The sequence below is a fragment of the Glycocaulis abyssi genome, from assembly GCF_041429775.1.
Taxonomy (GTDB): Bacteria; Pseudomonadota; Alphaproteobacteria; order Caulobacterales; family Maricaulaceae; genus Glycocaulis; species Glycocaulis abyssi.
This window is the reverse complement of sequence record NZ_CP163421.1, coordinates 1,511,048-1,535,898: the sequence shown is the minus strand read 5'-3', so window position 1 is coordinate 1,535,898 and position 24,851 is coordinate 1,511,048. Positions and strand designations below refer to the sequence as shown.

At 59.2% G+C, this 24,851-nt stretch carries 21 protein-coding genes and 1 tRNA gene; 11 read left to right on the top strand and 11 right to left on the bottom strand.

The window, feature by feature from the left end; translation table 11 throughout:
- The first annotated feature begins 82 nt into the window (after positions 1–82).
- From AB6B38_RS07475 to AB6B38_RS07460, 4 genes are all read left to right on the top strand, one after another.
- Positions 83–334, top strand: coding sequence for a helix-turn-helix domain-containing protein (locus AB6B38_RS07475; RefSeq protein ID WP_371392223.1), 252 nt, complete (start codon positions 83–85; stop codon positions 332–334).
- Entirely contained in the window at positions 334–1,644 is a 1,311-nt protein-coding gene (locus AB6B38_RS07470) for a type II toxin-antitoxin system HipA family toxin (RefSeq protein ID WP_371392222.1), read from the top strand. Before AB6B38_RS07475 ends, AB6B38_RS07470 begins: the two co-directional genes overlap by 1 nt.
- A gap of 418 nt (positions 1,645–2,062) precedes the next feature.
- A complete protein-coding gene (locus AB6B38_RS07465) occupies positions 2,063–3,031 on the top strand; it encodes an AAA family ATPase (protein ID WP_371392220.1) in 969 nt (322 codons plus the stop codon).
- Positions 3,032–3,040: 9 nt separating this feature from the next.
- The gene (locus tag AB6B38_RS07460) at positions 3,041–5,536 is read left to right on the top strand and encodes a S8 family peptidase (protein WP_371392219.1); all 2,496 of its coding nucleotides are present in this window, start codon (positions 3,041–3,043) and stop codon (positions 5,534–5,536) included.
- Between the two features lie 20 nt (positions 5,537–5,556).
- Here AB6B38_RS07460 and AB6B38_RS07455 read toward each other — a convergent pair whose 3' ends face one another.
- Positions 5,557–5,757, bottom strand: coding sequence for a hypothetical protein (locus AB6B38_RS07455; RefSeq protein WP_371392218.1), 201 nt, complete (start codon positions 5,755–5,757; stop codon positions 5,557–5,559).
- Positions 5,758–6,091: 334 nt separating this feature from the next.
- On the opposite strand from AB6B38_RS07455, the gene AB6B38_RS07450 reads away from it, so the two are divergent.
- Positions 6,092–6,168, top strand: a tRNA-Met gene (locus tag AB6B38_RS07450).
- Between the two features lie 279 nt (positions 6,169–6,447).
- On the opposite strand, the gene AB6B38_RS07445 is transcribed toward AB6B38_RS07450, so the two are convergent.
- Entirely contained in the window at positions 6,448–7,638 is a 1,191-nt protein-coding gene (locus AB6B38_RS07445; RefSeq protein WP_371395064.1) for an IS481 family transposase, read from the bottom strand.
- A 449-nt stretch (positions 7,639–8,087) separates the two neighbouring features.
- Between AB6B38_RS07445 and AB6B38_RS07440 the strand changes: the two genes are divergently transcribed.
- Positions 8,088–8,666, top strand: coding sequence for a hypothetical protein (locus tag AB6B38_RS07440; protein ID WP_371392217.1), 579 nt, complete (start codon positions 8,088–8,090; stop codon positions 8,664–8,666).
- Here the strand turns inward: AB6B38_RS07440 and AB6B38_RS07435 are convergent.
- Positions 8,592–9,769 (bottom strand): IS3 family transposase gene (locus AB6B38_RS07435; protein ID WP_371392216.1). Its coding sequence is split into 2 segments (ribosomal slippage): positions 8,592–9,517 and positions 9,517–9,769, totalling 1,179 coding nucleotides; the frame shifts between segments, so codons are not numbered across the junction. The genes AB6B38_RS07440 and AB6B38_RS07435 overlap by 75 nt on opposite strands.
- Between AB6B38_RS07435 and AB6B38_RS07430 the strand changes: the two genes are divergently transcribed.
- Positions 9,768–10,655 (top strand): hypothetical protein, encoded by an 888-nt coding sequence (locus AB6B38_RS07430; RefSeq protein WP_371392215.1) that lies wholly within the window; start codon positions 9,768–9,770, stop codon positions 10,653–10,655. The genes AB6B38_RS07435 and AB6B38_RS07430 overlap by 2 nt on opposite strands.
- Here AB6B38_RS07430 and AB6B38_RS07425 read toward each other — a convergent pair.
- Together AB6B38_RS07425 and AB6B38_RS07420 are read right to left on the bottom strand one after the other, a co-directional pair.
- Positions 10,624–12,669 carry a hypothetical protein gene (locus AB6B38_RS07425; protein ID WP_371392214.1) on the bottom strand — a complete coding sequence of 682 codons (2,046 nt, stop codon included), beginning with the start codon at positions 12,667–12,669 and terminating at the stop codon, positions 10,624–10,626. The genes AB6B38_RS07430 and AB6B38_RS07425 overlap by 32 nt on opposite strands.
- 150 nt (positions 12,670–12,819) lie before the next feature.
- Positions 12,820–14,598 carry a hypothetical protein gene (locus AB6B38_RS07420; RefSeq protein ID WP_371392213.1) on the bottom strand — a complete coding sequence of 593 codons (1,779 nt, stop codon included), beginning with the start codon at positions 14,596–14,598 and terminating at the stop codon, positions 12,820–12,822.
- A gap of 147 nt (positions 14,599–14,745) precedes the next feature.
- Between AB6B38_RS07420 and AB6B38_RS07415 the strand changes: the two genes are divergently transcribed.
- Entirely contained in the window at positions 14,746–15,699 is a 954-nt protein-coding gene (locus AB6B38_RS07415) for a Gfo/Idh/MocA family oxidoreductase (RefSeq protein WP_371392212.1), read from the top strand.
- A 295-nt stretch (positions 15,700–15,994) separates the two neighbouring features.
- Here the strand turns inward: AB6B38_RS07415 and AB6B38_RS07410 are convergent, their stop codons facing one another.
- A complete protein-coding gene (locus AB6B38_RS07410; protein ID WP_371392211.1) occupies positions 15,995–16,126 on the bottom strand; it encodes a hypothetical protein in 132 nt (43 codons plus the stop codon).
- 22 nt (positions 16,127–16,148) lie between these two features.
- Here AB6B38_RS07410 and AB6B38_RS07405 point away from each other — a divergent pair, with 22 nt between their 5' ends.
- From AB6B38_RS07405 to AB6B38_RS07395, 3 genes are read left to right on the top strand one after another with little or no spacing between them, the layout of a single operon-like run.
- Positions 16,149–17,162 carry a hypothetical protein gene (locus tag AB6B38_RS07405; RefSeq protein ID WP_371392210.1) on the top strand — a complete coding sequence of 338 codons (1,014 nt, stop codon included), beginning with the start codon at positions 16,149–16,151 and terminating at the stop codon, positions 17,160–17,162.
- Between the two features lie 47 nt (positions 17,163–17,209).
- Positions 17,210–18,253: a nucleotidyltransferase family protein gene (locus tag AB6B38_RS07400; protein WP_371392209.1), complete on the top strand. Its 1,044-nt coding sequence runs from the start codon at positions 17,210–17,212 to the stop codon at positions 18,251–18,253.
- Between the two features lie 39 nt (positions 18,254–18,292).
- Positions 18,293–19,285, top strand: coding sequence for a class I SAM-dependent methyltransferase (locus AB6B38_RS07395; RefSeq protein ID WP_371392208.1), 993 nt, complete (start codon positions 18,293–18,295; stop codon positions 19,283–19,285).
- Here AB6B38_RS07395 and AB6B38_RS07390 read toward each other — a convergent pair.
- The 5 genes from AB6B38_RS07390 to AB6B38_RS07370 all read right to left on the bottom strand — a co-directional run bounded on the left by AB6B38_RS07390 (position 19,278) and on the right by AB6B38_RS07370 (position 24,797).
- On the bottom strand, positions 19,278–20,753 hold the full coding sequence (locus AB6B38_RS07390) for a hypothetical protein (protein WP_371392207.1): 1,476 nt from the start codon (positions 20,751–20,753) through the stop codon (positions 19,278–19,280). The genes AB6B38_RS07395 and AB6B38_RS07390 overlap by 8 nt on opposite strands.
- Positions 20,743–21,432 (bottom strand): cytidylyltransferase domain-containing protein, encoded by a 690-nt coding sequence (locus AB6B38_RS07385; RefSeq protein ID WP_371392206.1) that lies wholly within the window; start codon positions 21,430–21,432, stop codon positions 20,743–20,745. The genes AB6B38_RS07390 and AB6B38_RS07385 overlap by 11 nt, the downstream gene beginning before the upstream one ends.
- A complete protein-coding gene (locus AB6B38_RS07380; protein ID WP_371392205.1) occupies positions 21,429–22,589 on the bottom strand; it encodes an aminotransferase class I/II-fold pyridoxal phosphate-dependent enzyme in 1,161 nt (386 codons plus the stop codon). Before AB6B38_RS07380 ends, AB6B38_RS07385 begins: the two co-directional genes overlap by 4 nt.
- A gap of 20 nt (positions 22,590–22,609) precedes the next feature.
- A complete protein-coding gene (locus AB6B38_RS07375; protein ID WP_371392204.1) occupies positions 22,610–23,797 on the bottom strand; it encodes a polysaccharide biosynthesis protein in 1,188 nt (395 codons plus the stop codon).
- Between the two features lie 130 nt (positions 23,798–23,927).
- Positions 23,928–24,797, bottom strand: coding sequence for a glycosyltransferase (locus AB6B38_RS07370; protein ID WP_371392203.1), 870 nt, complete (start codon positions 24,795–24,797; stop codon positions 23,928–23,930).
- Positions 24,798–24,851: the final 54 nt, after the last annotated feature.

Sequence of the window (24,851 nt, the reverse complement as noted above, 5' to 3'; positions counted from 1 at the left end):
AAATCCAATTTATACGCTATAACGCATATTGACGAAATATACGCTGTGACGTATAATGCTCAAAACAATTGGGGATTATACCATGGCGGAACTCGTCAGATCACCGAAGCAATTGGGCGTCGCATTGCGGCGTTTTCGCCGTGCGAGCAATCTTACCCAGACCGATCTGGCCAAGCGCGCCGGGGTGCGGCAGGGCACGGTTTCTCAGGTGGAAAACGGCCTCGAAACCGTCAAGCTCAGCACCGTAATGGACTTGCTGCGCGCCTTGGACCTCGAGGCCGTCATTCAGCCGCGCACCAAAGGGTCTCACAGCGACATTGAGGATATCTTCTAATGGCGCGCGCGCGTAAGAGTGCTCGCCTTTCGGTCGCCCTCAACGGGCGGCATGTTGGCGTTCTTGATCGCGCTGCCAATGGAGCCATTTCGTTTGCCTATGGCAAGGAGTGGCTCGCAGACGAGCGGCGCGCTATTCCGGTTTCGCTTTCGCTACCGCTGCGGGAAGAGCGCTATTCGGGTGCCGAGGTTTCAGCTTTCTTTGATAACCTTCTTCCTGACAATGACCAAATCCGGCGCAAGGTCGCCGAGAAAGTCGGGGCAGAAGGAACCGATGCCTTCAGCCTACTCAACAAGATTGGCCGCGACTGCGTTGGCGCATTACAATTTGTGCCTGATGGTGGGGACATCGCGCCTCCAGCCGCACCTGAATATACGCCGCTCAGCGATGCAGATATTGCGGACATTATTCGCAACCTCGCCACATCTCCTTTGGGCATTCGGCCCGATGGTGAACGCGAGTTTCGTATCTCGATTGCTGGTGCGCAGGAGAAAACCGCGCTTTTCTGGGATAATGGCTGGGGTCTGCCAAAGGGCGCGACACCGACCACCCATATCCTGAAACCGGAACTCGGTAAGCTGCCCAACGGGCTCGATATGACCCTCAGCGTTGAAAACGAGCATTTCTGTCTCACGCTGTGTCGGGAATTGGGTTTAGAGGTCGCACAGAGCCAGATTCTCACCTTTGACAAGGTGCGTGTTCTAGCGGTTGAGCGGTTCGACCGGTTGAAAGCCAGTGACGGCCGCTTGCTTCGCGTGCCGCAGGAGGACTTCTGTCAGGCCCTCTCTGTGCCGCCGACCATCAAATACAATAGTGATGGCGGTCCAGGCATTCGAGAATGCCTCAACCTTCTCAACGGGAGTGACTACGCCGACGAAGATCGCTTGGCCTTCCTTAAAGCACAAATCGTCTTCTGGCTGATTGGCGCGCCCGACGGCCACGCCAAGAATTTCAGTCTCTTCCTTACGCCAGGTGGTCGTTACCGCATGACCCCGCTCTACGACATCATGTCCACGCAGCCGAACTATGCGGCTAAGCAGCTTCAGCGGAAGGAGTTTCGCCTCGCTATGGCTGTAGGCGACAATCGCTATTATCGCTTCGACAAAATCACCCCGCGCCATTTTTTGCAGAATGCCAAGGCCGCAGGCGTAGCGGAGGAAAAGGTGGAAGAGGTCTTCGCCAATTTGGCCAAACACTCGGATGCCGCATTGGAGCGTGCCATCAAAGCTATGCCAGAAAACTTCCCAGCCGAAATTGTTGAGCCGATTGGTGACGCCATGCGGACAAGGATAACAAGGGCAACTCAGTAAGAGGGCGCGAGGCGCGAGCCATAGTTGTCTCTGCGGATTACCCCTTGGACTCAGCTGGGCCTTCACCCCGATATTCTGCCGCTTTCATGTCCGCTTCTATGTCCGCTTTTGAATCGCTAATATCGCTATATATATCATAGACTTGATAAATTTGGCGCTAGGCCCTCGGCTGGCATCATGTCCGGTAAAAAGTCCGAGTGAGTTATGGGCTTGGACACCTAGCGCGGACAAAGCCCTGCAAGCAGTCTTCGAGCCTGAGGCCGTTGAGGTGCGGGTTCATCACGAACTGCGAAACCTCTGGCGAACGGAATGGAAACTTGTTATGATTCCGTTAACCTCTTCTCAATTCATGGCGAGGTACAATTATAAAAAGATAATAAAGTGTGAATAAATGTCTAATTCTAAACATATACTAGCGATGCTGAATAGCAAAGCTGAGGGGGATGACGAGCAATTTTACTCAATTGCTCTGCAAATTGCTGCGTCCGAAGCTAGGCAAGGCCGCCGAACATCTGCGGATGCGCTTAGAAAAGCCGTTGACGCCGCACGTTCCCGTCTGGGTGCGCCTGTCCCCATTCAATTCGCTCAGCCTCGCGGTGATCTTGAAGGCCTAATTGAGCTCAAAGAGCCACGCTATATCCTGAAGGATGTCGTTCTAGATGCTCAGCTCCGCCTTCGCCTTGACGATGTGGTCAAGGAGCAAGCCAAAAGGGATTGGCTTCGCGAGCACGGCAAGCGTCCGGCTCGACGTGTCTTGTTTGTCGGCCCTCCTGGCTCTGGAAAAACAATGACGGCCGAAGCGCTGGCCGGTCAGCTAAAATTACCGCTATTCGTGATCCGGCTTGAGGCACTCATTACGCGTTTCATGGGCGAAACAGCCGCAAAATTGCGGCTGGTATTCGACGAAACCCAGAAACGGCGCGGCGTGTACCTTTTTGATGAATTCGACGCAGTTGGCGGAAAGCGCAATGCCACGAATGATGTTGCCGAGATGCGGCGCGTCTTGAATTCCTTTCTCCAATATATGGAAGAGGAAAGCGTCACTGACAGCTTGATCGTTGGCGCAACCAACCACCCTGAACTGCTCGACCGCGCGTTAATCCGGCGCTTTGATACGATCCTCTCATTCCAATTGCCTTCGGATGAGGAGGTTAAGCGCGTTCTTTTGGCTGGCATGAGGCCGTTAAAGCATGGCCGCCTGTCTTGGACAAAAGTACTTGAAGCCGCCCAAGGCCTTAGCCAGGCCGAGCTTTCCAAAGCTGCTGAGGATGCGGTCAAGTCTGCCATTCTTGATGAGCGTGACACGATCACCACGGATCAGCTTCTGCGTCGCTTATCTGAACGACGCTCTATGCAGGAGGCGTTCAAAAACCCTGAATCAAGGTAAGAGAATTGAATGCCTCAGGATTTTGACCGCCCGCACATCGATCTATCCAATAATGTTTCTGTGAATGTTTACTCCCGGCCAGATCGGCGCATGGCTGGTGGTGCAACGCCCCCTGCGCGAGAAGAACACGGGCGTTTCCTCAGACAGCAAATTCAAGCAGCTTTTCGCCAGGCACCTCAATCCGTCGAAATTCAAGGTGAGGAGCAACGGACGTCTGGTGCATTTTACGAGGTGACACTCCATCCCGGTAGCAAGCCGACAATCATGGAGCGTAAATCGAACCGGATGCATATCGGCGCTGTGCGGATTGATCCTGAGACTGGCACAGTTCGGGTTGTTGTCTTTATCCCCCACGCAAGCGTTCAAGCGGTTGAGGAAATTTTCGAGGAGTACGCAACCGGCGATCTCACGGAAAAGGGTCAAAAGCCGCCAAAGAGCGATTTTGTGGCACCAATCAATTCCATTCGTTTGGCGCGCTTAGAAGATTTCTGGACAGATGATCCCGCTGCATTGCCACGCGCAGCAAACGACCAATTATGGTGGGAAGTTTGGTGTGCTCCAGAACGCGTCGGCGAAGTCGCTCAAATCTTCCAGCGCTTGAACTGTTTTGTTGCCGACGATCACCAATGGCTCCAGTTTCCTGAGGCTATGGTGCTCCCTGTCTTCGCGCGCCGCGTGGATATGGAACTGGCCACCATTATCTCCTCTGGCATCCAAGAACTACGGCGCGGTTCTGACACGCCGGCATTTTTTGTTGAGGATGAGCGCGAACGACAACGCGAATGGGTTGAGAACCTCGCTGAACGGGTGACTTGGCCAGGCACTGATGTGCCGCGCGTTTGCCTGCTAGACACTGGCGTAAATCGAGCGCACCCCCTCATTGAACCGGCGCTGGATGCAGCCTCATTGTTGACTGTCCGGCCAGAGTGGAACACCACCGACAATCTGGCTGACGCGCCACATGGAACGGGCATGGCCGGTTTGGCATTGTTTGGCGACTTGTTCCCAGCTCTACAAGATCAGAGGGAGATTGAGTTAAGCCACCGGCTGGAAAGTGTGAGGATTATTCCCGATGGCGGCTTCCCGCCAAACGAACCTAGCCGTTACGGCGTTATCACACTCGACGGAATAGCGACTGCCGAAGCAGCGAATCCGGAGCACAGCCGGGTTTTCTCCCTCGCAATCACCAATGAAGACCGCTCCGGCGACAGGAACACGACCTGGAGTGCCTGCATTGATCGCGCAGCTTACGGCGGCCTTGCAGGGGATGAGGCAGACCGCCCTCGGCGGTTGGTCTTTGTATCAGCCGGGAACATTCGGACGATGGATCCAGCAGCGCTGGATGACATCAGTCAGTTCCCTATCGAAGACCCTGCTCAGGCATGGAATGCGATCACCGTTGGCGGATATACCGAGAAAACCGTTATCGATCCCACTGAAACTTATTTCGCCAATCACCGCGCTTACGCAGCGGTGGGCGAGGTTAGCCCCTTCTCAAGAACCTCGCTCGGCTGGAACTCAAGCAAGACGCCAATTAAGCCGGAGATCGTGTTTGAAGCTGGCAATCGCGTTATTTCCGACAGCGGAAGAGAAATTATCAATTGCGACTCGTTAGAGCTACTGACGACCGGCGCTGATGTCGATCAGAGGCCGCTAGAAACGTTTGCTGCAACGAGTGCCGCCACCGCCCAAGCCGCGAGATTTGCTGCCCGCCTTAGCGCAGAGCATTCGGATTTATGGCCCGAGACATTGAGGGCATTGATGGTGCATAGCGCCGAGTGGACGCCTGCGATGCTTGCTGAGCTTGGAAGCTCCAACCGTTTATCAGACCACAAGGCACTACTTCGAAAGTTTGGCTACGGTGTTCCATCGTTTGAACGTGCGCGAGCATCTGCGGCCAACAACTTAGCACTCATCGCTCAACGGGAAATCCAGCCTTTCGAGAAACACGAAAAAGGTCGGCTGATGAAGGAATGCCATTATTTCGACCTTCCTTGGCCATCAGCGATCCTGGAGAGCGAGGAGTATTACGATAAAGAGTTTTCGCTCAAAATCGCGCTTTCATATTTTGTTGAACCCAATCCGGGTAAGTCGGCTGCTATTGATCCATCCAATTACCAGTCGTTTGGCCTTCGGTTCGATCTTAAGCGTTCAAGCGAGACGGTCGGGCAGTTCAAATGGAGGATCAACAAATCGGAGCGAACAGGCATCGAGTCTGTTCCGAAGTCAGGCGAGTCCGGGCAGTGGTTGTTTGGCCCCAACAGCATCTCCGCCGGTTCTCTTCATTGCGATGTTTGGAAAGGCACTGGAGCCCACCTCGCGGCTCGCAACGTTCTTTGTGTGAAGCCGATATCCGGTTGGTGGAAGGAGCGCACTAATCCAGCGATATGCGAGCGCAGAGCTCGCTATGCCTTAGTCCTCACGCTCGATTCATGTGGACAAGAGATCGACCTGCATACCCCGATCAGCAACACCATCGCGCAGCTCGTAGAGATCGATTTTTAGGCGCAACAACTGTGCCCAGCCTAAAGGCTGGGCGAGAAGTGACGCGTCCGGCGCTTGGCAAAAATCATGTTGCGGATACGGTTCAGAAGCGCATGGGCATCTGATCTGGCTGGCGAGCCCTCAGGCATCGCCAGCATCTCCGCGTAGATGATTTCGTAAAGAGCTCGCAGCTCGGCTTCGTCCAGTGCGTAGAGCGATTGAGTGTCGATATATGATGGCATGATACCCTCCCTTGTTTGTCCGGCCCCGCCAATCGAGGCCTTTGATGGGAAGGCGATCCGCTCCAATGGCTGGCTCGCCATGCATCCGTTTGTTCTCGGACCGAAACGCTAGAGAAGGACGACCGCGTGCGGTCGTTGCGTGGTTGAGCTGATTGGAGCCAGCTTGCTCAATTGAAAAGGCGTCGAAGGCGGGAAGGCCAGGGGAGGGCATCCCGTCACGAATTCGGCTATCGATTAAGCTTTGGGAAAGGCGGCACCGGCATCGTTATCTGACGATTAGATGACATGAGGAGTTGCGTCCGAAAGCCTTGGTGGATATAGCTTTGCGAGCTTATGCGGGGTGGAGCAGCCCGGTAGCTCGACAGGCTCATAACCTGTAGGTCGTCGGTTCAAATCCGACCCCCGCACCCAAGCCTTTTTTCGGTTCCCATAATTCAAAACCTGAAACGGGCATTCGCCTAAAATCGCTGAAAAGCCCTGTGTTATAAGGCGCGAATCAGGGGGCGAAAGTGGGTATAGTCTTACACACTTTCTTACACACTTTTCCATAATGGGCTAAGAAAAATAATAGAAACAACAGGATAGCATGCGCACGTTTAGTCTCATAACCTGAAGGTCGCAGGTTCAAATCCTGCCCCCGCACCCAAAAACTGCAGTGTACGACCCGGAGACATAGGTAACGGATTGTACCTAAGACATGGGTGACACCCGCGTGCCGAACGGGTTGTCGATAGTCTGCAGGGTTTTCTGTTCCAGGTCGATATATCCCAGATCGTAGGTCATGAAGCTGACGAGCCAGATGCCGTCGTCGACTTCCTTGATTCCGAGTTTCTGGCCGGCGAGCACGGTTGAGATGTTGATCTTCTTGCGGTGCATGCAGATGCGCCCGCATGCGGTGACCAGAATGTCCTTGTCGTGGAGGGGGTAGTCGATCTCCTGCAGTCCCTGCCATGGCCTTGAGGCGGGCGTGTAGAGTTCGCCCGGCGTCTTCATGGCGATGGCTTCGTGCGGGCGTTCTGTATTGAACTCGCTGACGAATGCGTCGAACCGGGCCTGCTGCTGAAGGGCGTTCATGCCCGGCGGGCGGGCAGTTTCCTGCTTCAGGGTCCGGTGCATGCGCTCGTGGCGGCCGTTCTGCTGGGGATGGCCGGGCCTGATGCGCTCGATGGCGATGCCGAGCCTGAGCCAGAGCACGGACAGCCGCGACAGGTTGTAGAGCCCGTTGGGGCTGGCGAAGGGCAGGCCGTTATCGCTTCTGATGGCGGCTGGCAGGCCGCGCTCCCTGAACACGCTCACGAAGGTCTCGATGACGGGCCGCTCCTTGGTACTCTCAAGGGCTTCGCAAACCAGGATCATGCGCGAGGCCTGGTCGGTGACGGTCAGGGGGTAACAATAGCGCCCGTCGCCCAGCTTGAACTCACCCTTGAAGTCGGCGCACCACAGATCGTTGGGCTCAAAGGCCTGCGACAGCGCCGTGCCCACGGCCTTGTTGGCCGTGCGCCGCTTGCGCGACCGGCTGACCAGGCCGTGCCGGTCAAGCACCGCATGGACGGTGCTCCTGGCCGGGATGCGCACATCACCGGCCAGCTTGCGCACCAGCAACTCGCGGATCTTCCTGGCGCCCCAGTGAGGCTTCTCGCGCTTGGCTTCCACGATCAGCCGCTCGATCTGGTCAGGCAGCTGGTTGGCGTAGCGCACCGGGCGGCGCGAGCGGTCGCACAGCGCCTCCAGACCCTCTTGCCTGTAGCGGCCCCATATCTTGTAGCCGGTCTTGCGCGAGATGCCGAACTGGCGGCAGACCTCGCTCATGCTCTCGCCATCCAGAAGACGGCCGACAAACCGAACACGCTCATCCATTACCGAACACTCCTTCCACGGCATCTCCACCTCCAGCCCAAAGCCAAAAGTGTGACCCATGTGTCCGGTACGTTCCGTCACCTATCTCTCAGGTCGCTCACAGGCCATGCCAACGGCTTGCGCAAACGCCCCGGACCCTCGTCCGGGGCGTTTGCGTTCACCTCAGCAATGCCTTATTTTTGGGTAAGGTCGAATGGCTCTGCCCTATACGCAGTTATTGGCCTCGAGCACGCAAGTTATTGCTCTCTAACGGGATTTTTATGTGTTCCTGAGCTAACCGCCGCCGCGGCAGAGCGCCTTCTGGCTGTTCCCCGTGCGTCAGGCCGTATTACTGCCGGGCCATATTCTGGCCACGACGCGGTTGGCAATGCAGCGTCGACACAGCGGCACAATGGCACTAAGGAACAGGAAGGCTGCTGGCAGGAGCCTTGCTTGAACACGATCTGCGCCGATGTCCCGGAGGCCGCTGAAAAATGAAGCTATCCCTTCTTTCCGGGGACAGGATCCGCTTGCTGGCTGGCTTTGCGCAGCGCGAATTGTCGCGCAGCAAGGGTGTGGTTGCTGTTCTTCTGGTGTTTAGCGTGCTGTCATCAGCGTCGCAGATCGGGCTGGCTGCGGCCCTTATCGCAGCCGTGCAAGGCGGCGGAGGCCGGCTGCAACAGCTGGGTATCACCGGCGACTGGATATTCGGCTTTCTGATTGTGTTTGCTATTGCGAGTGCGCTGCTGCCGTTTCTTGCAGACCGCTATATTACTGGCCGTACCGTTGCGTACTTTAAATTGGGTGTGAAGCAGCTCGGCCGGGCGGCGACAAATCCCGTCGCGCGCCATCGTCTGCTGCTTGCCAACTACTCCAGCCAGTCGATCGTGGCCGCTCTAGGTTCGGGTGCCCGGTATGCCAGCCTAGCGTATGCGGGCCTCCTTGGCGTGGTGTTGCCTTTGGTAACGATGACCCAGCCCCGTGATCCGGGCCGTGAGTTAGTAGAGTCTGTTCGCCTTTCTTTCTGGGTTGATGTGGTTGGTCAAGGCCCGGTGAGCGGCGCTTGCGCGTAGCTCAAGCGAACCGGGCCGGGGGTGACGTGTTCGCTCGGCGTAGACACAAGGTGCGAGCCCGCCGAGTGCGGTGTGCGGTCTCTCGGTGTTGTAGTCGATCCTCCATGCCTCGATCAGGTCGCGCGCTTCGCCGAGCGAGGAGAACAGGTGTTCGTTCAGGCACTCGTCCCTGAACCGGCCATTGAAGCTTTCCACGAACGCGTTCTGGGTGGGCTTTCCGGGTGCGATGTAATGCCACTCCACACCGCTGTCCTTCTGCCATCGCAGGATCGCGTGACTGGTCAGTTCGGTGCCATTGTCGCTGACGATCATGCGCGGCTTTCCTCGCCGCTCGATCAGACGATCAAGCTCACGGGCCACGCGCACGCCTGACAGCGAGGTATCGACCACGACGGCTAAGGCCTCTCGCGTGAAGTCGTCGACCACGCATAGCGTCCGGAAGCGCCGCCCGTCGATTAGAGCGTCGGAGACGAAGTCGAGGCTCCAGCGATGGTTCGCCGCCGCAGGCAACAGTATCGGGCGACGGGTTCCAACCGACCGCTTGCGGCCACGCCGCCGACGGACCGCCAGCCCTTCTTCCCGGTAGAGCCGGTAGACCTTCTTGTGGTTCGCATAAAGACCCTCCCGTTCCAGCAGGATGCCAAGCCGACGATAGCCGAACCGGCGGCGCTCGCCTGCCAGATCGCGCAAGCGAGCTCGCAAGGCGTCATCACCACCAGAACGCTTCTGATACTGGAACGTGGAGCGATCAAGTTCTGCAAGGGCACACGCCCGACGCTCGCTCAGCCCGTGCCTGGTCACCATGTGGTGCACGGCCTGGCGCTTGACGTCGGGCGTCAGAAGTTTTTTGAGGCGAGGTCCTTCAGGGCCGCATTGTCCAGCATCGCATCGGCCAGAAGCCGCTTCAGCCGGTTGTTCTCCAGCTCCAGCGACTTTAGGCGCTGGGCATCGGATACTGTCATGCCGCCGAACTTCGCCTTGTATTTGTAAAACGTCGCGTCGGAGATGCCGTACTTGCGGCAGACCTCCTTCGTGCTCACACCAGCATCGTGCTCCCTGAGCATGCCGATGATCTGCTCCTCCGAATAACGGCTCTTGCGCATGGTCCATCCTCTTTTCGATGGACTCTACCATTCAATGGCCGGAATTCACGGGGCTGGGTCAACGAGTATCGCAATCGGTGTCGCGCTGTTCGTGATCGAGCCCCTCTGGGCAGCTATTGTCGTCGGCGTCACCCTGCCCTTTTTCGTTGGCCAGATGCTGATGGTGATGAGCGGAGTAGCACTTAATGAGAGGCTCAGAGCCAGCGCCGCGTCCCATCGCAAGGCAGCGGCGGCGGCGGTCGCGGATGTGGAGCTATGCAGCGATCCGGCGGAGATATGGCGCTCTCAACCTGACTACGTATCGCTGAAAATAGGGCCCGATTTCCCGGTCACTTATGGCCACCGGCGTATGCTGGGCGCCCGCACAGGTCTGATCGGAGATCTGGCTACCGTTATTCTCGTGCTGTTGGCGGCCCTGGGCATAATCCTGTACGAACTCACACCGGAAGTCGTCGCGAAAGCGATCGTCTTCATCCTGCTGGGCCGGATATTTCTCGGTTCCATTACCCGGATTGCGTCGGAAACCATCATTACGGTGGCTCAGCTTCCGTTCTACGAGAGCTTGCTGAATATCAACCGCGTCATCCGCGATGCGGAAAAAGAGTCACACTCTGTAGCCCCCGATGAAGCGCTGCCAATCAAAAGGCGCGTTGCTGTAGGGCTGAGCGCCGAGACATTGGGATGGAGTCTCGTAAGCCGGTATCTGATGGCGGCCTGTAGAGCGCTGAGGTCCGCCAAACCAGATGCCGTGAGGGGATTTATGGATTGTTGCCGACACCAATCTCTATCCGTTTGCGAGCGTGTATGGCGTGGTGGCAGAGCGCCTCTTCGCTGCTCACCTCAGGCTAGTTGCGTCAGCTACGGCTCAGAAGCCGTCCGACGGTAATTCTACTCAACCTCAGCAATGACCGCATTTTACGCCGGTAGATGTGTGGACGTAGAAGGCTGGTGGCTGTTTGATGGCCAGCCGCACGTTCCAGGATGTGTTCGTATACCCGCTCAATGGCGCGCCCGTCGCGGATGCGGTCGAGCAGCGCATCGCTTTGTGTGCCTTCTCCGGGATTGGCCAGCATAACTTCGATGCGGCTATGCATCTGCGAAGCAGTCTTTACCTCGCTCGCTACACCGATCTCTACCAGGTCGAATGGCGGGCGGGAGTCGAAAGGGTTTATACAGATGACGTCCCGGGTCAACGCAAAAGCCTCCAGGCCCACTGTCGAGAAGTATGTGGCAACAATATCAGCTGCGACGACTGCGTGCAGGACGGGCACGCCCTCGAGGATGACGAACCGCTCTAAACCGACTTCCTCTGCAAGTTCGCGGTAGGCCTTGAGATACTTCTCTTTTTCACTGGGGTGAGGCTTGATCGCCAGCCACAGGTCAGGCGTGCCGCTACAGGCTTCGATGGCAAGCCGTGCGATTGTGGTTGCATGATCCACCCCGATAGGCTGGGAGGCGAGCACAAGTATGCGTGCATCCTGTAGCGGGGCGAGTTGGGGAATGCTGGCCCGTGCCTCCTGCTTGCTCATGCCCCGGACCTGACTAAGGTCGTACTCAAGCTTCGGTCCGCCGGTCACGATGACCTTATCAGGCTCCTTGCCCAGGAAGCGCGTGTACACGCTACGTGAGAACGGGTCTATGGCGAGGACTTCGTCGGCCTGTGGCCGGATGAATCGTCTCAACGGCGAGATGGTGCCGCTCTGGATTTCGATAGTAGGGATACCCTTTGCCCGCGCGCATCCGGTAAAGATGTTCGCTTCCAGCGTCCGTCCAGGAAGCAGGACTAGCGCATGGCTGTGGCGCAGAATGTCGTGCGCTTTCGTCCGGGTTTCTGCGATGTTCGTGAGCAGCGGGAAAGCACTTTTGGCTAGGTAAAGTGTCAACAGGTCAGCATAGCGCGCTGCCTCATCGCCATAAGCGCGCACCTTGCTGTTGAACCTCCGCAGGACACTGGTCATGAACTTTTTTTCCAGCGCTCCGAACTTAATCAAGGAGGTCTTGGCGACTTTCTCGAAATACTCGATGCGCCGTTCTTCGAGTGCTGCTTTAAATTGCTCTTGATCAATCCAGCGTGGACGATTGTGTATCATGTAATTCATAAGTACAACATTGTATTTTTCTAAAATTTTAGGCAGTATAGGTAGCAGACTGTAATCGTATTGTTTGTCTTGGAAATTGGCTATGAAGGCGATGTTATTACGCTTCACATCCTTGCTGGTGAACTGATAAGCGGGAAAGCGTCTGGGCTTCGGGTTTAGCACAAATGGATTGGCTGCGGATTGGCCATGCTTGCGCTCCGCCAAATTGACGATGTGTCCGGTCAGCACACTGACCCGCCGATCGCCTATTACGTCTGTAACGACTGCCTCGAGAATTGGTGTCCGGCCTGCCGGGGAAGGCACGAGATAGACGTGATCGACATCGTAGAGTTTCAGAAGACGCTCGAATTCCATGCTCGGACGCATCTGGCCCACAAAACGGTCCAGGCAGGTGATGATCGTTGCCCAGCGGGTTTCAGGATGCAGGAACCGGTGCCGGTCGTTGAACAGCAGGCCGGAACTGCTGACGACAATGTCGTAGAAATCCTGTGCTAGCGAAAAGCCCAGACTGAAGATGAAGTCGTCAAAGTCCATGCTGATCGTGGAATAGGGAAGCATGCGCTCACGCATCGCCAAGCCACGTTCTTCGCCGCACTTGATCACTTGCTCCATGTGGTGCGGGCTGGGAACGTAGATGGGTGCGTCTTTGAACCTTGGCTTGTTCAGGATCCGATCAAATATCGGAGCGTAATCGCGCTGAGGCTCGATGTAGATGATCGGTTTGGAGTTGAAAGGCCGACGGCTCGCTATCCTGAAGCCCGGATGAGGCCCCACCCTATTCACCATTCTTTTCAACGTCATTGGATAGCCTTGCTCCGGTTCGCGCGTTCCGTTGCGCTGGCTGTCGGGTTTAGGCAATTTGCGTGACGGTTGGAAGCCGCCGTAGGCTCGAACTCAGATAGTTGCCTGTCATGCAGGGCGCGTCCACCAATCCAGACCGACTGGACGAATTTAGCCAAGGCCACCAAGGTCATCGGCTCCCGCCGTGCTGGGAGTTAGGTCTGCCATGGCTTTGAGGTGGCGATCCTTCGCGAGAACCTCCGCTATATCGACACTTTCCGGAACGTCTCCGACCATCCCGAGTTCCGTATGCGTGCCATTATTGTTGACGTGAAGTATGGGTGCACGAGCAGGGTAGTGCTTCAGATTGACTGGCCGTGCGTGGAATATGAGTATCCGGGTGCCTCTGAATAATTGGTGCAGCCACGCTTTCTCGGGGCGTGTGAGTGCGCTGTAGTCAGCGCCATTCACGAATGTATAGGCGTCCGATGTCGATTTTCGCGATGCGTAAAGTGCGGCGCTCAGAAACTTGAGCATGGGCGGCAGATCCATCCAGGTTTCACTGGAAAGCACTTGATCTTGGTCCTCCAAAATTTCCTGCCATCCTTCCCATCGATGAGAAGATGCGGGAAAAAGTCTGCTGAAATGCGCTTCGGAGAGATTTGGCGGGATCTGTAGCATATGCGTATAGACGTCATTGAGTCGGCTGTAGCGCGACTGAACGAGATTGGAGCGGGTTGATACCGCCTCGCCTACATCGCGTCCATGGCGCGCCATGATAAAGTGTGACGCCAGTGCCCAGTTTAGATGGGCGGCGCTGAAACACACGCTTATTCCCGGTGTTATACCGGCTGCTTGGGCTATCGAGACCGGCTTTCGAGACTCTTCAGAGTCTAGAAAGTGGGAGACTGCCAGATAGTTTTCGTAGAAGGGCAGCTGTGCGACGATCGAGATCGTTCCTGAGACCGCTGAGGCGAAGCTGCCGATTGCATGGCGTGCAAGGATCGCGAAGATTAGAAGATAACCTATCGTCTGAATGTCGGACTGTTCCACCAGCAGCAGATAGACCAGAGCCACTAGCGCGGCTACCAAGCTCAGATCGCTGAGCACACGTGTGGATACGCCCAGCCTAAGTCTGCGTCCGTACGCATCGGGGAAGGCGTGTCCGACCTTCGCCGCGAAGTGGCTGTGCAGCTGGTCGCTGCCCCAGCGGTTGGCCGTGAAGTGCGTCGATACCGCGTCAATGAACGCACCGACCGAACGCCCATGCGCGACGGCCGCAGAACGCAGTTGCCGGTTCAGGCGGATACCCGAGAACACAATATATAATTGCCCGACAAGAAACGGCGTGATGACTGCGGCGAAAATGAGGGTCCACGTCCAGTTTAGCCAAGCCATGATTGCCAATGCGGACAAGCCCATGAATAGCGGCAAAAACAGCCGTAGCAGGCCACCGAAAGCTAGGCTCGCATAGCGTGTGTCTGCCGACATTAGTCGCGTCAGGCTGGCCCGGGTGTGACCCGCGGTGAACAGCGCGAAACGCAGACGCTTGTCGCACAGCGCCGTACCGAAGCGCTTTAGCGAGCTTTTGAAGAAGCTGATCGTCCGGGAAATGACATAGCGTTCAGTCACGAAAGGTAGCGCCGCAGCGAGTATCGCGACGCTGACGATGAATGCCCACATCTGCCCGCCGTGCAGTTCCACCGGTCCAAGGGTCAGTTGCTGCTCCTCTGCGCGCAGTGCCAGTATCAGCAGCAGCGCCAGGCCGAACTGTGCCAGCGCGGATAGAAGGCTGAGCGCGAATGTTACAGCAATCTCGGTTCGGTTGGATTCCAGTAAATTCCCGATAAAGCGAGCAGCGAGTCCGGCCAATCGCGGAGTGACCGAAGGCTGCGCCTGCGCCAACTGCGCATCCCCGAGCGCAAGTGTCTCTTCAGCCGTAATGGTCATAGTTTCGCCTGACATGGTTTTGTGTATCCTTACCGATTGAATCTACGCGCAATCCTGAGTCATCCGCAATGCGTGCTGACCCATCGCGGCCTAGGCATGGCAGCCGTGATGCGATAAGCAGCCCACGTGCGCGGACCGGAGCAGGACATGGCAGACATTCTTCTTATCGGAGCTGGCCCGATGGCGGTCCAGCACTACAAAGCGGCCCGGGCGCTGGACTTGACGGTCACCGTGTGTGGGCGAGGGGAGGCGTCTGCTGATGCTTTTGAGGCAGAAACCGGAATGCGTCCGGGTACAGGTGAGCTGCAATCACAGCTGGAAGCGATGAAGGTCGTTCCGGCTAGGGCGCTGGTGGCGGTTAGCGTGGCGCAACTGGGCGATGCGACGCGGGCTGTCCTGGCGGCTGGATGCGAGCGGGTGCTTCTGGAAAAGCCCGGTGGGGCCACGCTGGAGGATGTCGAGGCGTTGGCAAGCGGCGACGGGGATGACCGGGTCCGGCTCGCGTATAACAGGCGCTTTCTGCCGTCTGTGCTGACGGCCGCCGACTGTATCGCATCAGATGGCGGGCTCACCTCGATGATGTTCGAGTTCAACGAGAACCGGTCGCTGGTGGCGGGCCTGACCCAGCATACACCCGCAGTGAAAGCCAACTGGTTTTTCGCCAACTCCACCCATGTGGTTGATACCGCCTTCTTTCTGGCAGGCTATCCCTCGCGGATACCCGATCACGAAATGGCGGCGTTCGCCAACGGCGACGCGGCTGCCCTGCCGCCCTCTCAGGCCTATGGCGGGGCGGGCCGGATAGGCGACGTCGTGTACGCCTTCCACGCTGACTGGAGCTCCGCCGGCCGCTGGGGCATCGAGCTCTGCACGCCGCGCCGGCGGCTGGTGCTCAAGCCGGTGGAGACGCTAAGCGAAATGCCGGCAGGCAGTTTCCGGCTCAACGAGCTTGCCCTGTCCCACGGCGAGCCATCCGGCTTGAAGCCCGGCCTTTTCAACATGCTGGCAGCGTTTCAAAAGGACCCCGACCAGCCCGCCTTCCTGTCGCTGAAGGGCCAGGCAGACCGGTTGCGGTGCTTTCGCAAGTTTGTTGGGGGGTGAATCCGGTGCGGGCCGTGCTCTACCCGGCGCTGGATGGCAGTCCAGAAGCCGCTGCAGCGCTTGCGCGAGCGCGCTGGTTGCTCGCGCCCATTCCAGATTTGACACTTCTCTGCTCCGGTCACGCACCGTCCGCGCCTGATCACATTGCGCGCGATACGGCCGCTATTCCGGTTGAGACATCAAGGAAGGATGCGCTGACCCTGGCGGGCGGTGCCGATCTCGTGCTCGCATGGTCGCGCCCTGCGCTGCTGGCTGCGCCCCTATGGCTGCAGCGGCGGGCAATTCTTGATGATCCCTACAGTGACCCTGAGAACCCGGCATCGGTAATGACGCGCGTTACCGCGCTTGCTGGCGGCGCACCCGATGACACGCCGGTGCTGCGCGAGATGCTGGCCCGCGCACGCAGCGCCGGCAGGCGTGCGCTCATCGTTGGCAGTGGACCCGGCGGCGTGGATGACGCCATCCGGTTTCAGTCCGCTGCGGATGCACCCCCTTTCGTGATCGCGATCGGAGGATGTATCGGTGATGAGAGGTTGGGAACGTCATTAAAGGTGGACGTGGTGCTAGCATGGGACGCTGCCGCGCAGCTTGGCCCCTCCCGCGCCGCGCAAACCGCCCGCCGTCATATGCGGCGGCTCTCGAAATTTTGCGGCGCGCGTGTTGTGCACCCAGCTGCCCTATCGGCGCCGTTCAGGCTGGCTTTCGCCGAGGACTCGCTAGCCCTGCCCGACGACTTTGACGATGGCGGTCCGCTCAGCGTGCAGCCAACCCGCAATGTGTTTACGTCCGCGGCGCTTCCGCTGGCGGCTGCACTGGGCGGGCCTGTCAGGGTGGCCGGTGTGACCTTGCAGCGGCCGGCGGAGAGCCTTTCCCGGTGGTGGGCGCATGATCGGGAGATAGAGCATGTCCGGGCCGCCACGGCGCTTCTCGCCACGCATCCCGCTTTTGGTGCAAGTGTTCCTGAAGAATATTTCGAGCATCACTATGCATGTCTGTCAGATTGCTTGACCCGCATGGCCGCAGCCGGAAGCCCCGTTCTACCAGCCGGACGCGCCGCTCCGGTTCGTCTGGGACACAGGGCCGACGCCCCGGTAGGCGTCAGGCGGGCTGGCGCGGCAACCCGTATCGTTAAACAGGCGCTTCTCCTTGCGGATCAGGCGAATTTGCGCCCGTGGCTTGCTGCCAGTGTGATTTTCATCTCTTGTCTTCTCCCATCCCTTCTGCTTGTGAGCACGTTGATGATAGAGATTGCTGTGGCCTTTCTGGCGGCCCTGGGGCTGGTCGCTCTCACGCTTGGTATGTTGACCTTGCGCGCGCGCATCGAGCGCGCTGCCGCTCGCATCGAACGTCAACTCAGCGTGCAGCAGGCACGTCAGTTCGAAAATCTGTCTGCAAGGCTGGACGCGCTTGAAGCGCGTGCCGGGATCGTGCCTGAGGGCGGTGATCCGGACGATCGCCCGTAGTTTCTCAACCAAACACCAAGATCAGCACCGCGTACGAGGGTATTGGAATGCAGGATATTGAGAAAGTAACGCTGCCGTCTGACGCAAGTTTGCGGGACGCAATGCGTTTGCTCGACCAGACCAGCGTACAGATTGTGCTGGTTGTCGATGCTCACAACAAGCTGGCAGGCACCTGCACGGACGGGGATATCCGCCGGGCGCTGTTGAGCGACGGATCGATGGACGATCCGGTTTCGACGGCGATGAATCGCTCGCCGCTGGTCGCACAGGCAGGCGAGCCAGCCTCCAACATCCTTGCCCGGATGCGGTTGAACAGGATCAGGCAGATGCCGGTGGTCGATGACAACCGGCAGATTGTCGATCTGATGATGCTGGCCGACCCCAGGAAGAATCCGGACACGGATGTTCCCGTGGTGCTGATCGTTGGCGGTCTTGGCAAGCGGCTACGCCCCCTCACGGAAAACTGCCCCAAACCGATGCTGAAGCTCGGAGACCGGCCCATACTGGAGCGAACCATCGAGCGCTTCCACGAACAGGGCTTCCGCAACTTTTTCCTGTCGGTGAACTACCTTGGGCATCTCATTGAGGACTATTTCGGAACCGGCGAGGCTTTCGATGTCAACATTGGTTATCTGAGGGAGAAGAAGCGGCTCGGCACCGGGGGGGCTTTGTCGTTGATCCCCGAAGACGTTTCGGGACCCATTATCGTGATGAACGGGGACCTCATAACGGAGGTCGATTTCAGATTCCTGCTGGAGCGGCATCAGGAAACAAAATCAGTTGCCACGATGTGTACGCGAGAGCACCGGACAACCATACCGTTTGGCGTAGTTCGTTCCGAGGACGGACGCTACCTCTCCACCGACGAGAAGCCGACGCTAAATCACGACATCAACGCAGGGATTTATTGCCTGTCGGAAGAGGCTTACCGTTCCACACCGAAGGATGAGTTCTATGACATGCCCACCCTTTTTACCGACCTCGTCAAGGCTGGGCACCATTGCAGCGTTCACCGGATAGACGGGCTGTGGCTCGACATTGGCACGCGGACCGAGTTTGAGCGGGCAAAGCGCGTATTCGGCGAACAGTAGAACCTCATATTGACGACCAAGCTGGCCTGGCAGGAGTTCATGACAAAAATCATTGTTCTTATCGGTTGCGGAAACATTGGTAGCCGCACCCTGCAATCGCTTGTTTCGGTAGATGCCGGCAGTCTTGGCGGCCTCCAGATATGGTGCATGGACCCCAGTGCCGAGGCGCTGGATCTCGCCCGGACACGGGCTGGAGAGATCATCGGAGCGGGTAGCGTCGACGGGCTGGATCTGCGTTTCGTATCTGATGTTTCCGAACTCCCGCGCACGATTGACCTTGCGGTGGTGTCCACCACCTCCTCGGTACGTCATGCAGCAGTCACAGCCCTGATGGACCATGCCCGGATAGATCGGCTGGTGCTGGAGAAATTCCTGTTCACTGACCGTCAGCATTATGCCGATCTTTCGGCGCGCCTGAATGCCACGGGAACGCGCGCCTGGGTGAACTGCCCCCGCCCTGCCTGGCCGGGTTATATGAAGCTGGCGGCGCGTTTGCGTGGCACAGGGCCGCTATCTATTCGAGTGGCCGGTGCCGGCTGGGCGCTGGCATCGAACGCGATCCATTTTCTGGCTGCTTTCGAGGCTATTACCGAAGAGCGTTTCGACCGGTTCGACGGTTCCGGGCTCGACAAGGATCCGATTGAAAACCGCCGTCAGGGATACCGGGAAGTGACTGGAACCCTCGCCGCCAGCGGCGATGGCGGCAGCAGTGCATCGCTGGTCTGCTTCAAGGAAGGGCGGGCCGCAGTGACGGTGGATATTCTGGGTGCTGCGGGCCGGTTCATCATCTTTGAAGCGCAGAGCCGGATGCTCGAACAGAGCGAGGAAACCGGCTGGGACTGGAAAGAGGTCCCGTTCGGGATGCTGTATGCCAGCCAGATGGCGCCGGTATTCCAGGACCTGCTGACCGCGGGAGACTGTGCCTTGCCCGATTACACCTCCATGTTCGCTCCGCATCTGGGACTGATCAGTATTTATAACCGCGTGTTTTTTGGTCCCGGGCAGGAAGACAGACTCTGCCCCGTTACCTGATCCGGCTCCCGGCCAGCTCCCGCAGCGCCGTCTCGATATTGTCCAGCGCGCGTCCATCCGGTGGCGTCAGGCCAAGCCTGGCATAAGCGCTGCGCCAGGCGGCTGCGCCATCGGCCGTCAGGGCCTGCGCGAGTGCGCTGCGTACCTGATGTGTCGCGGTGGCCTGGACCCAAGGGCGAATGGGGCTGATTTCATCCAGGGAGTGTTCTTCCTGTCCGGGTTCGTAGCCATAGGCGTCCCAGGCGATAACGGGGGTGGCGGCCCATGTGCCCCATCTCAGCGTTGACGAGCCAACATAGCCCAGCATTGCGGCCGCGCCGGGCAGCAGGGCCGGCAGAGGTTGACGTGAGATGTCGAACCCGGCGGCGATCAGCGGTGCCAGCGCAGCTTCGTCCTGCTTGGGGTGCACCGAGGCGACAAGCTGTGTGCATCCGGGCAAGCCGGCGCATATTTCGATCAGCCGGGATATCAGGCCCTGATAGCCGCCGTCGATTTTCTCTTTTGCTGCTGACTGGTCGGGCGGGACTGCCACCACAACCCGCGCCCCGCTCGCGGGGCTGTATTCCATCGTGAGCTCGTCCTGGACGACCGAGCCGGTGACTTTGAGATGAGCCGGGTCGAAGCCCAGCTCGCTATAGCGAGCTGCCATGGCGGCATCGGGCAACAACACTGCATCGGCCAGACAACTCTGGTGCACAAAGGGCTGCTTGGGCGCCAGTCCAAGGGAAACCAGAAGCTCCACCCGCCACCACTCGTATCGCAGAATGGTGACGCCGTCGGCCTGGGCGCGCCAGTCCGGCCTGCGCCTTGCCACGGCCCTGGCGCGTGCATTCAGTATCAGGTTCTGGGGGCGGCGTGCCAAAGCGCGAACCAGCAGTTCGGGCTCGGGGTAGAGGGCCGGAATTACGGCCACCCGCACACCTTCTCTCCGGGCGACGATGGCAAGCGTGGTGGAGAAATGCCCGGCATAGTCGTGGTGCAGAACCACGACATCAGGTCTCGTCTCCTCAAGCAGCCGGCGGGCTTCGGCCTTGTCCGACGCCAGACTTGCCCAGGTTCGCAACACCGTCTGCGGGCCACGACCAAATATCCGCCAGAACACCGGCGCCCGGTCTATCTGGGCCACGCGCGCGCACCAGAAGGCCGCCGCCGCCACCAGAGCAATGGGAAGATGGTACCAGCGTACTTCCCTGCGTAGCCGGGGATCGGCCAGAAACTGGCGCAGCGGAACGCCCCGCATGGCACGGGTTTCCACGACGCTCGCGCCGGCCTGCGAAAAGCCGGCCTTCAGGCGCGCTTCCAGGGCCTCGTCACGGTTGTAGACACTGGCAAAACAGTGATGGCCGCGCGCCGACAGACCGGCGGCAAGACGCTTTCCTGCGTCTCCACTCGCGGAGTCGAGAGCGAAAAAGAGCAGACGCAAAGGGGTGCCGGTGTCAGCTGACAATGGGCGGCGCTCAACGTTCAAGATTGTCTCTGATCAGTTCGGCGATAAGCAGGTCCAGGGCGGAATCTATGTCTGCCGAACGCGCTTCGTCCATCATTACCGGTTTGGATCGCCCAATCACAAAACCGGGGCCGGGGTCGTCAAGGAAGGGTTTTGCGCGCACGGCATACACTGCGCCATTGAGTTCAATGGCGTCGGGCAGGGCCTGACGCGGCTGCCAGGGATCGATATCGTCAATGAAGGTGACAACGGCCCCGTGCTCGATCTTCCATGCGCGATAAGGGTTTGTATCGGCCCGCTTGAACGTGCAGGCGGAGTCCCATTCGCCGCTGGCAACTGCGGACACGCAGGTTTCAATATCGCTGGAGCGGCGCAGCGGCGAGGTCGGCTGCAACAGAACCATTACCTCCGGCCGGTCGGGCTCGGCCATTTCGAGATAGTGGTAACGCAGGGCATCCTTGGGCAGGGCTGTGTCGCCGGACAGGTGTGTCGGGCGCCAGGCGATTTCCGCGCCTTCTGCCTCGGCCACCCGCGCGATGTCTTCGCCATCGGTAGACACGATGACGCGGTCCACGCCCTTTGCCGCCTTTGCGGCTTCTATCGTCCAGGCGATCAAGGGCCGCCCGGCGAAGGGATGGATATTCTTGCCTGGCAGCCCCTTGCTGCCAGCGCGGGCGGGAATGTAGGCGTGACAGCTCACGACAGTGCGGCCTCTACTGCGGCGATTACCCGCTCCTGATCTGCCGGGGAGAGGCTGGTCGAACAGGGCAGGGTCAGGATGCGCTGCCATACGCCTTCAGTGACCGGACAGGCTTCCCTTATCGCTTGCGCATAAGGTGCCTGCATATGGACCGGCATCCAGAAGGGCCGCGCCTCGATATTGTGCTCCTTCAGCCGTGCGCACACATCATTCACCGGCGGCAGGGCATCGTCTTCGAGCACCAGCCCGGAGAACCAGCACGCCGATTCCCTGTCTTCGGGCTGAGGGAAAACGCCGACACCGGTTTGCCCGGAAAACGCGTCATTGTAACGGGCGCGTATACGGCGTTTGACGGCGAGAAAATCGTTCAGCCGGTCCAGCTGCGCGCAGCCAATGGCCGCCTGCACGTTGGTCATGCGATAATTATAGCCCACCATGTCATGCTCATAGTTGGGCGATACGCGGGCAGTGGTGGAGAGGTGGCGCACACGCTTCATCAGCATGGGGTCATCGCCGACCACCATGCCGCCGCCGCCACACGTAATGGTCTTGTTGCCGTTGAAGGAATAGCAGGTCATGTGGGCTTTCGGGCCGATAGGCTGGCCGCGATAGTCCACACCGATGGCCGCCGCCGCATCCGCTATGATGACCAGGCCATATTCGCTGGCAATCGAGCCGAGCGCGTCCATGTCGGCCGGCGTGCCAAGCGTATAGACGGGTATCATCGCCGCGACGCGCATGCCGGAGGCTTTGTGCCGCAACGTGCCGCCGCGCATTTCGGTGTGCGTTTTCAGGGCTGTGCGTACGGTCTCCGGGTCAAGCGTCCAACTGGCCGGATCGATATCCATAAGCCAGGGCGTGGCGCCCGAATGGCTGATGGCATTGGCGCTGGCGATGAAGGTGAAGCTGGGCAGTATCACCAGATCGCCCGGCCCTATATCGGTCGCCCGCAGCGCCATGTGCAAGGCTTGTGTGCCTGCACCCATGGCAACACCTGCCGATGATCCCGACAGCGCTGCTACGCGCTCTTCAAATTCAGTGACGAACGGCCCAACTGACGAGACGAAATTGGTGTCCACACACGCCTGAAGGTTCTTGGCTTCGCCTGCGCCGATATTGGGTATCGCCAGAGGTATTGCGGGGAGGTTTCGGGACACACTGGTCTCCTGCGGCGCGATCAGGCGCGTTGATCAAGGTTAAGGGCGGAATCGCGGTGAGCGGTCAGAAAGCCCGGCTCAATCGATCCGATAAGGGATTTGAGCTGTTCCTTGTCTGGCCGGGGCGCGCCGGGCGCGCCCGTTATCATCGGCTCCATCTGCTCCATGAGCCTTGCGATGGAGCCGCCGTGGCGCAATCCGGCCCAGCCTACGGCGCGAAGCGCGGACAGGCCGATTTCGATAGCGGTTTCGCCCTCTCCGACAAATTCTTCATAGGGCTTCTCACCGCCAGTATCGGCAGGCGTAAGCAGTAGCGGCCAGCGGCCCTTGCTCCGGTCGCGGGCCATGGCGGCCTTGGCTTCGTCTTCGCTGTCGTAGAGAGCAGGCTCGTAGCCGGAATGATGCAGGAAGGCTTCTGCTATCTCCTGCAGCGGCCGCAAATGCTCCACCGGATCAAGATCGGGGATCGCAATCGTCCGGTCAGGCGCGAACAGGCTGGCCAGCGCGCAGATATGCCCGGACTCTTCCAGGCTCACGAAATAGCGCCTTATGTCTTTGGGGCAGGCCAGCGGCTCGCCGCGCTCCAGCCTGTATTGCCACGCCTGGGGCAGGGATCCGTTGGAAAACGCGACATTGGCAAATCGGGCCGAGTTGATGGTGCCGGCAAGACCTTGCGAAAACGCAGGATCGAACAGGACATGCTCCATGATCCGCTTGGTGGCGCCCATGAAGGAAACGGGGTTGGCCGCCTTGTCGGTGGACACGGAAAAATAGTCGGCCTGCGGCGAGCTTTCGGCGAGCCAGCCCATGAAGCGCGCCTGCTTGACGATGTTCGTGTCGAACATCTGCATGATCGAAAAGCCGTCCTTCTCCGAGCGGACATGCTTGATGGCGGCGAAATTCAGTACCCGGTCATAGGGTCCTTCGGCCAGCATGAGCTGGCGGGTAGCCGCTGCACCGTAGTCGAGCGGCAAGGTGCGGAAATCCTCGACCTGCAAGGGTTCCGGCGCTGAGCGCAGCTGGCGGACCAGCTCGGCCAGAGCGTTTTCGTTCTGGTCAACGATGTGGACAGCGGCAGGGCGGAAACCCAGCAGGGTCTGCACGGTATTTGAACCAATCGAACCTGCCGCGCCGATGGCGAGAATGCGTTTTCCCCGCACGCGTTCTGCGATGTCTCCGGCCCGCTCGCGCATGTCTGCGGCGAACATGGAGGCATCTCGCCCCGTGGCGACGGATGAAAGGGGAGGTGCAGACATGAAAGGGGCCTATATGGCGGGGTCTGAGGTCGATGGAAGCGATAGCGCGCCTTATACCGCCGGGCAAGGGCGCGAATTGACGTCAGCGCGGCTTGTGACCAAACCGGCGCGCAAACCCTGACACGCTGCCCAGGAGCTTGTTCAGGCGTTCACCCGTCAATCGGTCATGGACATTGGCCAGTGCGCCCATACCGCCTGCGCCAGCGTTTATGTCAGCGCGCAAGAGCCGGTTGCGTATGATGATGTCCCACCTGCGGTGCAGCTCATCGGCACTGTTGGCGGCATCACCCTCGGCGGTGCGCCGGTGATGACGTGCCAGCAGGGGCGGTATGCACTCCACCTCGTCCTGCATGAGCAGGCGGAGGAGAAACTCCCAGTCTTCCAGCACCGGAAGACCGTCATCATACCCGCCTGCCTTGTCGAATGCCGAGCGCCGGACCATCAGTCCGATGGGCGGCAGCGGGTTGCGGTAGGCAACTTCTATGAGGCTCAGCGGGTAGTCACGCTGAAACATCGGGCTGGCAGATACTGACGGATTGAGGTCTTCGGCGCCCGTTTCGCTCACCTCCTCAACGCCGCAAGCGCTAGCGGCGAAATCTGCCTGCGCCGCGAGCGCCTCAGACAGCGCTGCCAAGGCGTCAGGCGCGAGCGTGTCGTCATCATCGTGCAGCAGATAGGCCCAGCCCGATGCCGCGCGCACGCCTGCATTCGCCGCAGCGGCGCGCCCTCCGCCCGCTTCCACGCCGGTATCGATCTGAACGCAGGTCAGGCCCTGATCTCGGGCGGCGCTGGCGATATCGGCCACAGCGGAGCTGGGCAGGTCGTCGTTGACGATGACCCATTCAACCTGCCCGCCGCCGGGAAGGCGCTGCGCCGCGACACTGGAAAACGCGCGCCGGAGGAAGTCGGGACGCCGCCGCGTGCGAGTTATAACTGAAACGGTATTGTTCATCGTGTGCCAAGTGTGGCATTCCTCCAGAGCGAGGCCAAGTGGCCGACTCCAGCG